Raw genomic sequence first — 12,291 nt, 5'->3', positions numbered from 1 at the left:
CACTGATATCGGCAAGCATCAAACAATAATTACAAGCAAAAAAAGGGGCTGACCAACTGGTCAGCCCTGCTTTTCTGTTTTAAGCTGTTCACAACCCCGCCATCCTCCATGCCAGTCACGGTGGAAGGCAGCCCGCATCAACAGGATATTTACACCGATAAAGAGTATAACAACAAGTATCGCAGCCACTTTGGAGATACGCGCCAGCGCAGGTCTTTTTGAAAAACCACCAAAGATGTAACCGATAATAAATACCATACTCGCTGCAAACAGTACCCTGAAAAGGATAAGAAAAGGAAATAACATAACATGATTTTTTTAAAGCTTAAATAATCATTTGAACTTGCCCAGCAATGCCTCATCTTCCGCCTTGCCCCAGTGAGGGGTCGTTCCTGTCTTATCTTTCGCCAACAGGCCCAGGCTTTTCTCTGCTAATTCTTTCGCCAATGATTTGTCACCACCCCACATTTTAGGCGTATAATATTTCACCCATGCACGTACATACAAAGCCCTCGGGTTTTCCGGCGCCAGCTGAAGCGCCTGCTGCAGGTACTTTTCCGATATGCTACCGTATTTACGGCCGTAAGTCATCGGATTGATGAATACCCTGGTGCGGTTCACCATACTGGCCACTGTCAGCGCTTCCGCCAGTTCATGCCGAGATTTGGTGCTGTCCAGCAAAGACATCGCACGCCCTATCTGCTCTTCTCCCCTCACGCTGTATGGCTCAATTTTATCCCCATCGTCCTGGTAGAGGAAACCGATTTTCGCGTTGCAGTAAGCAGCATAATACCAGGGCAGCCAGGAGCCAGGCTGCTGCGCCGTCAGCGTGACAAATGTTTTTTCCAGCGCTTCGTAATCTTTTACAGAAGTGGCGCCGTCGAGCTTATGCACGGCGTCTTCCAGTGACTGCGCCATGGCAAAGGCGGAGCAGGACAGCAGTACTAATAAGGAGAGGATTGTGTTTTTCATAATTAGCGGGTTTGTGTTTTATAAATTGTTATTGATAAAATCATCTGTACGATCTATACCAAGACTCATAAAGAAGCCGATGAAAAATGTTCTGTTGGCCGGCAACGCCACCGCCATCTTATGCTGGCCATTGTAACTGTAGTTGTAACCAAACACCTGGGCAGTGCCCAGCAGGTTATTTACTCCCAGGGCAAAACCGGAAAAGTCTTTATGCTTCCAGCGCGGGAACAATGTCATCAGATGAGCAATATGCAGGTTCACGACATTATATGGCTTTGTGGTGCCTTCGTCTGCCAGCTGCCAGCCATCACTGTACCGGATATTGTAGTACGGCCTTCCCGCTGCCAGCGCATAAGACACGTTAATGCCGGTAGACAGGTCCGGGAAAAATTTCTTTACGGCGATCGTCATAGTGTGCGGCGCAGCAAATGACGGACGCAGCGTCATCGGATAGTTCAGGTAATCCCGTTTAGTGTCCAGGTACGTATAGGTGATCCAGTAGTCCAGGTTTTTAAAAGTCTTTTTATCCCGGTAGAATAATTCCACCCCTTTCGCATAGCCGTTACCGGTAGACACGCTTTTTGCGTCCGGCGGTAACAGCCGTATCAGATCGTTATACTGTTTGTAATAAGCTTCTACACGGAAAAAACGGTTATGTGCCCTTCTGGTGTAATTCACGACATAGTGCGCAGCACGGGAAAGGGATAAGTCGCGGTTGCGGTACAGGAACTCGTTCTGAGGTTCCTGGTAAAAAAGGCCATAGGCGAAGTTAAGCTGACTTTCATCGCTCATCCGCCACGCCAGGCTTACCCGCGGCGCCAGTGACCATTTCTCCAGCAGGGAGGTATGCTCCAGCCGCAGCCCAGCTTTAGCTGCGAGGCTGCCCGTCAGGTAAATATCACTCTCTGCAAAAAGAGCGGACAGCTGGTCTGTTTGCGCCACAGCGCTGTCACGATATATGCCGGCATCTTTGGAATAAAAATGTTCCGCACCAAAGCGCACTGCCTGGTCCCTGCCCAGGAAACGGGTAAACACAACCCGGGCCTGCGCAAAATCAGAACGGATATTACTGTAGTTGCTTTTTAAGTTAAGCGGCACGTCCGGTAGAGAAGCGGGCTTCTCCGCAGCGTCCACCAGGCTGGCAACACGTTTATCCCTGTTGTTGCTGTAAGCCAGGCCCGTTTCCACTTTCCAGTTTTCCCCCAACCCGGTGCGGTAACTCATATTCGTATAGACGTTACCGCCTTTTACCAGGTAACCGGAGCGCAACGCCGCACTGTCTACGTCCTGATTATACAGGCCCACACTGCTTTTACTCCACACGGCATATACTTTGAACATACCGCTGCGGCCTGTTTTAACGCGGAAATTGGCATTACCTTCCAGATACGAAGGCCCCTGAAAATAATCGGGCACATGTGGCACCAACGCATTGTACAAAGTCTGATTGGAGTAGTTAAGCCCCAGTCCGAAGCTGCTGCGGTTGTCTTTTCCCAACCGCTGCATCCCCGCGCCCTGATTAGCAGGAAACAGGTAGAAATTGGCGGACGATTTCTCCGGAAGGTCCACACTTTCCAGTATCAGCGCGCTGCTCATGGCTTGCCCGTATAAGGCGGAATAACCGCCGGAGCTGAACAGTATCCCTTTAAACAGGAAAGGGTTGATACGGGCGCCCTGCGAGATGCCCGGCACGGAAGGATAATTGGGATATTTGAATAACGTGCCGTCAATAAACTGTTTGGTCTCATCACTGGTACCGCCCCTCACAAAGAGCCCTTCCGTTTCCCCGATCTGTTGTACACCCGGCAGTGCGCGCAGCGCCTGTGAAAGGTCGCCGTTGCTGCCGGCCACGGTGACAGCGTCCATGGGCGTGAGGGAGGCTCCTTTCGCTTTATCGCTGGCCTCAAAAGCGCCGGCGCTCACCGTCACCTGCTTCAGGTTTTTAGGTGTGCCGCGGGGAACGGTATCGGACACGGCTTTCCCGGCACTGTCAGCCGGCGCCTGTTGCGCGTGAGCTGTGCTCAGCAAGGCAGGTAAAAAAATCCATATCAGGTATCTGGTCATCACCGGAAGTATTATTTACCCACAAAACTAGCGGATAGCACGACCGGGATTTTGAGGTGTAGACAACACAGGAAAGTGTGGCGACAAGATGAGCAAGTCCGTTTACATCAGTTTTGAGGTCCTTGCACCAAACGGGTAACATTTTCTTTGAAGAAGTCGCTGACAGGTATTTCTTTTTCCCCGATACATACCAAATCACGTTTTACAGAGGTGATCTTCTTCACCGCCACCAGATAGGATTTGTGGGTGCGGACAAATTCTTCTGCCGGCAATTTCTCTGCGACGGCTTTCATCGTCATACGGGTAAGGATTGGCCTTGCAGCGGAAGAGAGGTGTATTTTGATATAGTCTTTTAATCCTTCGATATATTCAATGTCTGCCACCACAATTTTCACCTGTACGTATTCCACGTTCACGAAAAAATCGGTGATGGCACGGGCGGTCGCTGGTGGCTGTTGCAGCCGGAACAAGTCGCCGGCACGCTGGCAGGCTTTCAGGAAACGTTCAAAGCTAAAGGGTTTCAACAGGTAATCCACTACCTGGAAGTTATATCCTTCCAGGGCGTATTTTTCATAAGCTGTCACGAGAATAACGAGCGGCGGGCGTTGCAGCGATTGTAAAAGCTGCAGGCCGTTGAGCCGGGGCATCTGTATGTCGAGAAACATCAGGTCCACCTGTTCCCGCTGCATCACATCCAAGGCTTCCATCGCATTTTTGCAGGTGGCCACCAGCTCCAAAAAAGGCACCTGCCGGATACTGTCTTCCAGTAACTCCCGCACCAGGTGCTCATCATCTACTGCAATGCAACGTATCATATAAGCGTTAACGTTAGGTGTACAAGAAACCGGTTGCCATCGTTCTTTACCGCCAGCGTATAATGCCGGTGATATAGCAGTTCCAATCTGGATTTCACATTGGCCAGGCCTATTCCCGAACTGTCGTCTTTGCTGGTGTCCTGTACCGGATCAAAATGGTTTTCCACTTCAAAGGTAAGTACATCTTCCTGAACAGACAGGTGGATACGGATAACCGGTTGCTCCACGCCGGTGCCATGTTTAAAAGCATTCTCCACAAAGGGTATCAGCAACATCGGCTCTATCATATAATTGCTCAATGAGGTCGTAGCCGGCAGTTCCCTGCGGATGTCCACATCATTGCCAAAACGCAGCTGCTGCAGCGCAATGTAACTGTCGAGATACGCCACTTCCTTTTGCAGCGGCACTTTAGCGCCACCGGTATTGTACAGCATATACCGCATCAGCTCCGACAGCATGATCAGCGAAGGCTCCAGCTGATCGGACTTTTTCCTGGCCAGAGACACCATGTTGGTCAACACGTTAAACAAAAAATGCGGGCTGATCTGTGAGCGGAGAAACTTTAGTTCGGTGGACAGTTGCTCAGCCTGCTTTTCTTTTTGCCGGCGCTCTTCGTATATGCGGTCCAGTATCTTACGGTACAACAGGCTGATCACCAGTACCGCCACAGACGGCCCGAAAACAAAGCGGTACGCGGCTTTGTTGTGCAACAGCCCCGGAAACCAGGTAGCCATGATGTGGTACTTCAGCTGGAAAGAAACAAACAACAGCAACAAGGCAGCAAGAATATACAACCACCAGTAGCGGCGGTTGAGCAACCGTGGACACAGGTAAAAAGCATTACCATAAAAAATACCCATATGTATCACACCGGCAACAGTAAAAAAAACGCCGGGCATAGGGCCGATACTGTATTGGTTTTCGGGAGATGATACGATATAAGGCAATAACAACAGCATGCCCCAGATAAGCGCATGCAGTGTTATGTTGATATATTTTGCTGTCAGGAATGCTTTCATGTACAATATAAATATACTGCAAAGCACGCTGCTCCGGACCGGTTTACCCTTAAAGAAGCGACAACAAGGCAAAATGTGCAGACAACACGGACTTTACCGGTAAGAAATGTAGGTGGTCTGCCCGGTCACACTGCCGCCGTTGGTCGTGATTTTTACCGGGTAACCGGCCGCATTGTACTCATACACGTACTGTTGCACCAGCTCCACCATATTATCAATCTTCAGTTGCATTTTAATTACGTTGTTGGGAGAAATACAATCCGCAAACCGCTGCAGGGCCGGTAATATGAGACCGTATTTTTTATACATGGCATAGTAGGGGTTGGGATGATTATCATACTGGTAGGTGACCGTTACCACCAGGTCCGGTACTCCTGGCCTTCCGAACAGGTTAGGTTGCGTGGTAATGGCCCGGATAACGTTGCCCTTGCCATCGTATTCAAATTTGATGGAAGTATACAGGGCGGTGTTCCATTTGCCGGGCGTAAAGGTAATGCCATTCAGGCGGCCGGCGGGCAGGGTATAATCATAGCTGCTGAGGATGGTACCGCTGGCAAACCTTTCATCCTTGATACTGCCGTCAATGCTTTTGATATAGCTGTACAGGGAGTCCGCAATACTGCCCGCACACAGGCCGTTGGCCCAGGTGAAAGTCGTTTTGTAGATATAACCGGTAATAATATTATTGACGGTGTCTTTGTGTTCGATACGGCTGCCAACAATGCGGCCTTTGTCATCATAGGAAAATTTTTCATGGCCCATCGCCACCAGCCGGTCGCCTTCATAAATAAAAGGCGGAATATCAGAGATAGCGGTGATGTTTACATCGTTGTAGTTTAATGCCGGCCCGTTTCCGGATTCATCTTTGCGGCAGGCCATCAGGCTCAGGATGGCCAGACACAGTACAGTACTGGATAATTTCATGTTCGCGGGTTATATTTTAACAACACTATAGTTACTGATTATCGGTCGGCATAATTCTGCAGCTTCTGTTTCTCTTCGGCAGACAGGCTGTTGATGCCCTGCCGGTGGATCTTTTCAAGTATGGCATCTATCTCCTGCTGCTGTATGGCCTTTTGTTGGTTATACCGGTCTTCCAGGTTCAGGAAACGTTGTGGTCCGGGCGTATTGCCGGTAAGTATCATGTGTGGCTTACGCACCAGCAGGTACATGAAAATAATACAGGGCAGCAGTATCGCCAATACCGGCAGATAATGTTGTCTGACAGCCTGCGGCTCCATACATACGGCAAAAACCAGCCCGATAAAAGCGCCGCCCAGGTGGGCTTCATGTCCTACGTTATCATTTTTGTCTTTAATCCGAAAGATAGTAAACAACATGTACAATACACCGTATATCCATGCCGGTATGTACAACGGGATACCGAAGAATCCGATTTCCATTTCCGGGAACAAAGCGATACATGCGAAGATAATACCACATACGGCGCCAGAGGCCCCTACTGCACTATAATCTCCATGATGCCGGTGGATAAACAGCGACAACAGGTTGCCTCCCACCAGGCTGCTCATATAAATGATGATGAAGTTTTTAATCCCTAACACCGCTTCCACATCCGCGCTGAAAAAACAGAGCGACATCATGTTAAAAAGCAGGTGCATCCAGTCCGCATGCAGAAAGCCGGAAGAAATAAGGCGGTAATATTCCTTGTGGACCAGCATTTCATCCACAATAAAAGCATATTTATCATAAAAAACGGTGTCTTTAAATCCCTTGTAAGACACCACGAGGTTCAGGATAACGGTCACCAGGGCAACAACGCCGATTTCAGTCATGGCTATAGGACATTTAGGGTACAGGATGTAAATGTGAACGGCAGCCGGAATAGTTACCGGCTGCCGTTATAAAGATAAAAAACTTATTACATTAAAAAGTAGGATCGGCGGGTGTATTTGGGTTATCGTTCCTTTCCACAAAAGGATAAGGGAAATAATTCCTTTTCCTTTCGGTAGTTGGACGGCCAAAACGGCGCTGGTCTTCAATTTCCTGTCCAGACATGAACATTTCAATGCGACGGTGTTTGTAAATCTGCGTCAGCAGGTCCGGGATGGTGGCAACAGCCACCGGCGGCAGGTTGGCGCCTATGCCAAACGGATCGTCAGACGGCTTTTTGGTCACTACCTTGTTCAGCTCTGCGAGACCGTTTACCAGGTCGTTGTTACGGGCATAACATTCCGCTTTGATCAGCGTAATTTCCCCGGGCAGGAACACCGGGATGGACTGGATATTGGATTTAAAGAAGCCGCTCATCACAAATTTCAGCCCGGTGGCTTGCCTTGTCATGTAAAACGGTATCCTGGCGTCAGTTGGCGTGGGCGCCAGCACTACCGGCAGCCCCATCGTGGAATCCACCACCTGGTAAATATTACTGGTGGAAGATACGAGGGTAAAGATCGGATTGGCCACCTGCGGATTGAAGTTGAAAGTACTGATACCTGCACTGGTAAGATCTACTTTATTGGCAGCATCCAGCGCAGCGGTATAATCACCGGCACTCAACGCGTAACGGGCCTTGAGGGCATACAGGGTATTGACTACATTGATGCCTTTAGGAAGAAACGGTGTAATAGCAGAACTGATTGGGTTGGCGGCAATGGTATTTAATGCATTGTCGATCGTACGTACCGCTCTTGCGTAACCTTGTTTCCCTGGGATGAAACCCACGCGGATAGTGGCATCCGGGTTACCGATGGTATCCGGCACCTGTTCCCAGTAATTGGCCTGTATACCCAGTGCCAGCGCTTTAAAAATGGAAGTATACGCAATCACGCCACTGGCATAGCCTTTATCAGATATCACGGTGTTAGTCGCCTTTAGCACTTTCTCCGCATCAAAAAGGATTTTGTTGGTATACAACCACATGCCGGTCACCACTACGTTGTTGTTCAATACCGTATTGCCGCCGGTGCCCAGCTGGCCTTCATCGGCGTTGCCCGGATTGGTGACAAACGTTTCTCCGCTCAAAAGGCTGCCGGAAGTGATGGTGGTATAAATCAGTCCGGTCCTGTCTTTGGCATAGTTGGCCTGCAACCCCACAGCAGCATCGGTAATGGCCTGCGGGGAGCTATAAGCCTGGTCCAGGGAAGGACCGGAAGGGTCCTGGTAATCTTTTTTACAGGCCGCCGCAGACAACAGGAACGTGGCCATGGTCATGTATGTATAGAAGGTAGTTCGTTTCATGATTTGTCTTTTTAGGATTAGAATTTGGCGCGGACGGTCAGGTTATAAGTACGTGGAACAGGTACGGCCCCAAAGTCTATACCACGTAAAACAGTACTTTGTCCTGCGGCGTTCACTTCCGGGTCATAACCCTTGTAGTTGTCCCATGAAATAAGGTTCCGGCCACCCAGGCTGACATTCAGGTTTTTCACCGTATTGCCAATTTTTCCGAAATCATAGCTAAAGGCCACTTCACGCAGCTTCACGAAGCTGCCGTTATCTATCCTGAATTCCTGGATGTTATACACACCGGCGATATAGCCTCTGGGCAGCTTACCAAGATCTTCCTGTTCAGCAATCTTCCCGTTATCAACGCCCTGGCGGGTCCTGAAGTCTGCGTTAAAAACATCCACCCCCTGTACGGCATCCAGTTGTATATGCAGACCGAGCTTTTTGTAATTCAGATCGGTGGTGAAAGTACCGGTCCAGTCCGGGTTAGGGTCACCGATTTTTTTATTGAGTGCCGGGGCAGTAGCCAGTGGCAGCCCTGTGGCAGGGTCGCGCTGTGCCTGGTAATCGAACGGGCCTTTCTGCACACCTCTTTCTGTCACCGGGATACCGGCAGGCGTAGTCAGGATATTGCCATTGGCATCACGGGCATAGAAGGTTCCATAGAAGAATCCAATCGGATATCCTGCGGCAATAGCCACCGGTGCTCCGCCTACTGTGTTCAGCAGCACGAGCGACTGCCCGATGTCCAGCGCTTCATTGCGGTTACGGTTGAAGATAGCGGTAAAGTTCCAGCTGAAATTTTTGGTCTTCACCGGCACGGCATTGAGCACGACTTCTATACCGTTGTTCCGCAGGGAACCAATATTGCTCCGTATAAAGTTATAACCCTTGGTAGGTGCTACCGCCCGGTCAATCAACAGGTCCTGTACTTTTTTACGGTAGTAGTTCACACTCAGCCCGATACGGTCATCCAGGAAAGACAGGTCTGTACCGAATTCCAGTTCTTTCTGCTTTTCTGGTTTTACATCAGGATCTGTATAGATCAGCTGTCCCTGAAAGCCGGAAGCCCCGACAAAAGCGTTGGCCAGGTAAGTATTGTAGCGGGCGTATGGCTGAATACCGGTCATATTACCGGATTCCCCATAGGCAGCACGCAGTTTAAACAGCGTCCACCATTTGGCAACAGCCGATTTAGCCCAGAAATCAGTGCCGGACAATACATAGCTGCCGCTCAGTTTAGTGTACAACTGGTTACGTTCATTTTTACCGAATACAGAAGAGCCATCCACACGCAGTGCACCTGTCAGGAACAACTGATTGCGGTATTTGAAGTTCTGTTGGATATATTCACCCGAGATAGAATACTCAGAACGCTGGTCAATGCCGGGAATGGCGGTCGTAGCTTTATCAGCTGTCTGAACAAAGGGAGGCATGCCTCTTCCCTGTTGCACGGAATAGTGCTGCTTAGAGTATTGCACAGAATAGCCTACCTGCGTCACGGATTCAAGATTATCACTGATACGCGCGTTGTAAGTGGCGTTCGCATCGTGGTTGATCAGGAAGGAAGTATTGTTACCGGCACTGGCGTAGCCGTTCAGGCTGGGGTCCAGCGCAGTACCGCCGCCGAAGAAACCGGTGCTCACATTATAGGCAAATGGCGGAATGAAGGTGGTACCATCCTGGTAATAGTTGTCGATACCCACGTGATAGTCCAGTGTCAGATTTTTAGTGGCATTCGCTTTAAAGCCCAAACCGGCAATCACACGGCCCACCTGTTGCTGCTGACGGAAATCATTAATGATAGATACTGGGTTCACACGGCCCAGGTTACCTACTTTCATCAGGTTGCCCAGGGCATCCCTTTGCTGTATATCGTAGTAGTTACCAAGGATGGTAACGGAGTTCATGGGAGAATAGAAAGTGTTACCGTCAGGCTTCTCGTTTGACTTACTGTAAACATAGTTGACAGTAGCGTTCATGGTAAGCCATTTGGTTACTTCCTGGTCCAGGTTCAACCGGAAACTAACGCGGTTGAAATCAGTATTTTTGATAATACCCTGATTGTAGAAGTAACCGGCAGAGGCATAGTACTTCGTTTTATCTTTTCCACCAGCGATGGAAATGTTGTTATCGGTGCCCACACCTGTACGGAAAATAAAATCCTGGTAGTCGTAACGTTTTACCGGGAAGGTGCTTACAACGCCCGGCGTCAGGATGTTCTGGGTAGAATCGTTCGGATTCCCGCCAAACTTGATGGGAGCGCGGTTTACGTCCAGTTTTTTACGCAGCTCGTTGATGGATATACCAGTGGAGAAGTTGATCACCGGTGCACCTGCACTGCCTCTTTTGGTGAAGATCTGCACTACGCCGGAATTGGCGCGGGAGCCGTAGATAGCGGCGGCAGCGGCGCCGTTCAGCACTTCCACCCGTTCAATGTCATCCGGGTTGATGTCCGCCATACGGTTCTGGCCTACGTTACCAACAAAGTTATTGCCTCCCTGAGTATTGACGCCGTAGTTAGGGTCCGCATTGGTAACACGGGTGGTAGAGTTATCCACTATGACGCCATCCACAATATACAACGGCTCTGATGATCCTCCGATAGTGCTGATGCCTCTCAGTTTTACGGAGATACCACCGGAAGGGTCGCCGGAGTTCTGGGTGATCTGGGCGCCGGCCGTTTTACCCTGCAAAGCTGCCAACACGTTGCCGGTGGCGCCTTTGTTTAGGTCTTCGGCTTTTACGGAACTGATGTAGCTGCCCAACTGGCGGCGGGTGGTACCTTGTGAGGTACCTGTCACCACAATTTCATCCAGCTTGGATACAGAAACACCCATCTTCACATCCCTGGTGATGTTGGAGGTTCCAATGGTGACCGGTATTTCCTGTGTGGTAAACCCTACACCGGTAACAGCCAGCACATAGTTGCCCGCAGGTACGTTGGCAATGAAGCTGTAAAGCCCATCCACCGTAGTATTGGCGCCTAGTTTGGTGTTTTTGAGCGTAACGGTAATTCCAGGTAAGGGAGTTCCGGTTTCGTCTGTTACTTTACCGGATATTTTCACCTGCGCGCTGACGGTGGCGGCCAGGCAGGTCATCAACAGTAAAAGCAGCACACGGCCACTCCCTGTCAATCGCATAAATACACGCGTGATCATAAGTGATTTTTAAATGTTGGTTACTGTTGTTCGTAGCCCTTAAAACAGTCGTAAAACAACTGTTGAATGGTTGATTGCCTTATTGAATCCTCTTTTTTGTGCCTTCTGAAATTAGTGGCCCGAACGGCATCATACTGCCTCACCGGCCATTCCCGAAATTCGTTTTTCACAACGCCTCTTCAAACGTTGGTTGTCCTGTAAAACAGCCCGGGAGGGCTATTTGTTGATAAACGTGTTAAATAATAAAAATGATTGTTATAAAATCTTAATTCCTTTACTACTGTATGGTTGCAACTTCTTCGATTTTGGCTGCAACTCGGTAATCAATATATCGATATCTTCCACATTACATACTTTCAAATGCTCGGCAGTGTTCACCTTTTCGGAGATACACATGGCCACTACTTTTTTGGCAGTGCTGACCATCGTCTTCTTTACCTGCACCACCTCCCAGTCATTGTCGGTAAGGCCCGCCTGTACATCAATGGCGTTCACCCCGATAAAACACAGGTCCGCCCGGATATCCCTGATTTTGGCGATCGCTTCGCCACCTACCGTTATTTTCGAGTTCTTGGATAACTTGTCACCGATGACAATCACTTCTATGTTCGGATGATTGGCATATTCAAAAGCTGCCGGTAAACTTACCGTCACGAAAGTAGCCCTCAGTTCGGGCGGTAATATCCGTGCCAGCTGCAGGATAGTAGTGCCGCCTGTGGTCAGCACAAACATACCGTCGCGTATCAGCTCCACCGCCTTCGTGGCAATAATGCGCTTTTCTTCTATGGCATATACGTCCTGCGCCACCGCCCCCTGGTGAAACGAGTTGGACAACGCGCCACCATGCACTTTGAGCATTTTCCCTTCTTTGGCCAGCTCCGCAAGGTCCCGGCGGATCGTATCCTCCGATACCCCCATCTGTTCGCTCAGATGCGACGACAATACCTTGTTATGTAGGTTGACCTGATGTAAGATATATGCCTGGCGTTCCTTTTTTAGCATCGGAAGTTTATTCTGCTTTAAATTCGGCAAAAAAACGCATTCAAACAAATATAAAAATGCAGATTCTTG

Annotated in this window: 10 protein-coding genes; all 10 read right to left on the bottom strand. The window is 49.5% G+C overall.

Annotation, left to right across the window (positions count from 1 at the left end):
• Positions 1 to 60: 60 nt before the first annotated feature.
• Positions 61 to 306: a hypothetical protein gene (locus ACTJJS_RS18735; RefSeq protein WP_440664826.1), complete on the bottom strand. Its 246-nt coding sequence runs from the start codon at positions 304 to 306 to the stop codon at positions 61 to 63.
• A gap of 27 nt (positions 307 to 333) precedes the next feature.
• Positions 334 to 972, bottom strand: a complete 639-nt coding sequence (locus ACTJJS_RS18730; protein WP_440664825.1) for a hypothetical protein — start codon at positions 970 to 972, stop codon at positions 334 to 336.
• An 18-nt stretch (positions 973 to 990) separates the two neighbouring features.
• On the bottom strand, positions 991 to 3,036 hold the full coding sequence (locus ACTJJS_RS18725) for a TonB-dependent receptor plug domain-containing protein (RefSeq protein ID WP_440664824.1): 2,046 nt from the start codon (positions 3,034 to 3,036) through the stop codon (positions 991 to 993).
• A 107-nt stretch (positions 3,037 to 3,143) separates the two neighbouring features.
• Positions 3,144 to 3,851, bottom strand: a complete 708-nt coding sequence (locus ACTJJS_RS18720; protein ID WP_440664823.1) for a LytR/AlgR family response regulator transcription factor — start codon at positions 3,849 to 3,851, stop codon at positions 3,144 to 3,146.
• The gene (locus ACTJJS_RS18715; RefSeq protein WP_440664822.1) at positions 3,848 to 4,870 is read right to left on the bottom strand and encodes a sensor histidine kinase; all 1,023 of its coding nucleotides are present in this window, start codon (positions 4,868 to 4,870) and stop codon (positions 3,848 to 3,850) included. The genes ACTJJS_RS18720 and ACTJJS_RS18715 overlap by 4 nt, the downstream gene beginning before the upstream one ends.
• Before the next feature lie 93 nt (positions 4,871 to 4,963).
• Positions 4,964 to 5,794: a hypothetical protein gene (locus ACTJJS_RS18710; RefSeq protein WP_343745496.1), complete on the bottom strand. Its 831-nt coding sequence runs from the start codon at positions 5,792 to 5,794 to the stop codon at positions 4,964 to 4,966.
• A gap of 38 nt (positions 5,795 to 5,832) precedes the next feature.
• On the bottom strand, positions 5,833 to 6,666 hold the full coding sequence (locus ACTJJS_RS18705; RefSeq protein WP_440664821.1) for a rhomboid family intramembrane serine protease: 834 nt from the start codon (positions 6,664 to 6,666) through the stop codon (positions 5,833 to 5,835).
• Positions 6,667 to 6,757: 91 nt separating this feature from the next.
• Complete coding sequence (locus ACTJJS_RS18700) at positions 6,758 to 8,071, bottom strand: RagB/SusD family nutrient uptake outer membrane protein (protein ID WP_440664820.1); 1,314 nt, start codon at positions 8,069 to 8,071, stop codon at positions 6,758 to 6,760.
• A 17-nt stretch (positions 8,072 to 8,088) separates the two neighbouring features.
• Positions 8,089 to 11,220, bottom strand: coding sequence for a SusC/RagA family TonB-linked outer membrane protein (locus ACTJJS_RS18695; RefSeq protein ID WP_440664819.1), 3,132 nt, complete (start codon positions 11,218 to 11,220; stop codon positions 8,089 to 8,091).
• Between the two features lie 255 nt (positions 11,221 to 11,475).
• The gene (locus ACTJJS_RS18690; protein WP_168870173.1) at positions 11,476 to 12,222 is read right to left on the bottom strand and encodes a DeoR/GlpR family DNA-binding transcription regulator; all 747 of its coding nucleotides are present in this window, start codon (positions 12,220 to 12,222) and stop codon (positions 11,476 to 11,478) included.
• Positions 12,223 to 12,291 lie beyond the last annotated feature (69 nt).

The sequence above is a fragment of the Chitinophaga sp. 22308 genome (assembly GCF_052045305.1).
Taxonomy (GTDB): domain Bacteria; phylum Bacteroidota; class Bacteroidia; order Chitinophagales; family Chitinophagaceae; genus Chitinophaga; species Chitinophaga varians_A.
Note: the sequence above shows the minus strand (reverse complement) of the source record. Positions and strands in the feature narration are given on the sequence as shown.

What these genes read in the sequence shown, in the direction of transcription:
- ACTJJS_RS18735 (WP_440664826.1), bottom strand. Translation starts at nt 306, where the DNA reads ATGTTATTTCCTTTTCTTATCCTTTTCAGGGTACTGTTTGCAGCGAGT.
- ACTJJS_RS18730 (WP_440664825.1), bottom strand. Translation starts at nt 972, where the DNA reads ATGAAAAACACAATCCTCTCCTTATTAGTACTGCTGTCCTGCTCCGCC.
- ACTJJS_RS18725 (WP_440664824.1), bottom strand. Translation starts at nt 3,036, where the DNA reads ATGACCAGATACCTGATATGGATTTTTTTACCTGCCTTGCTGAGCACA.
- ACTJJS_RS18720 (WP_440664823.1), bottom strand. Translation starts at nt 3,851, where the DNA reads ATGATACGTTGCATTGCAGTAGATGATGAGCACCTGGTGCGGGAGTTA.
- ACTJJS_RS18715 (WP_440664822.1), bottom strand. Translation starts at nt 4,870, where the DNA reads ATGAAAGCATTCCTGACAGCAAAATATATCAACATAACACTGCATGCG.
- ACTJJS_RS18710 (WP_343745496.1), bottom strand. Translation starts at nt 5,794, where the DNA reads ATGAAATTATCCAGTACTGTACTGTGTCTGGCCATCCTGAGCCTGATG.
- ACTJJS_RS18705 (WP_440664821.1), bottom strand. Translation starts at nt 6,666, where the DNA reads ATGACTGAAATCGGCGTTGTTGCCCTGGTGACCGTTATCCTGAACCTC.
- ACTJJS_RS18700 (WP_440664820.1), bottom strand. Translation starts at nt 8,071, where the DNA reads ATGAAACGAACTACCTTCTATACATACATGACCATGGCCACGTTCCTG.
- ACTJJS_RS18695 (WP_440664819.1), bottom strand. Translation starts at nt 11,220, where the DNA reads ATGATCACGCGTGTATTTATGCGATTGACAGGGAGTGGCCGTGTGCTG.
- ACTJJS_RS18690 (WP_168870173.1), bottom strand. Translation starts at nt 12,222, where the DNA reads ATGCTAAAAAAGGAACGCCAGGCATATATCTTACATCAGGTCAACCTA.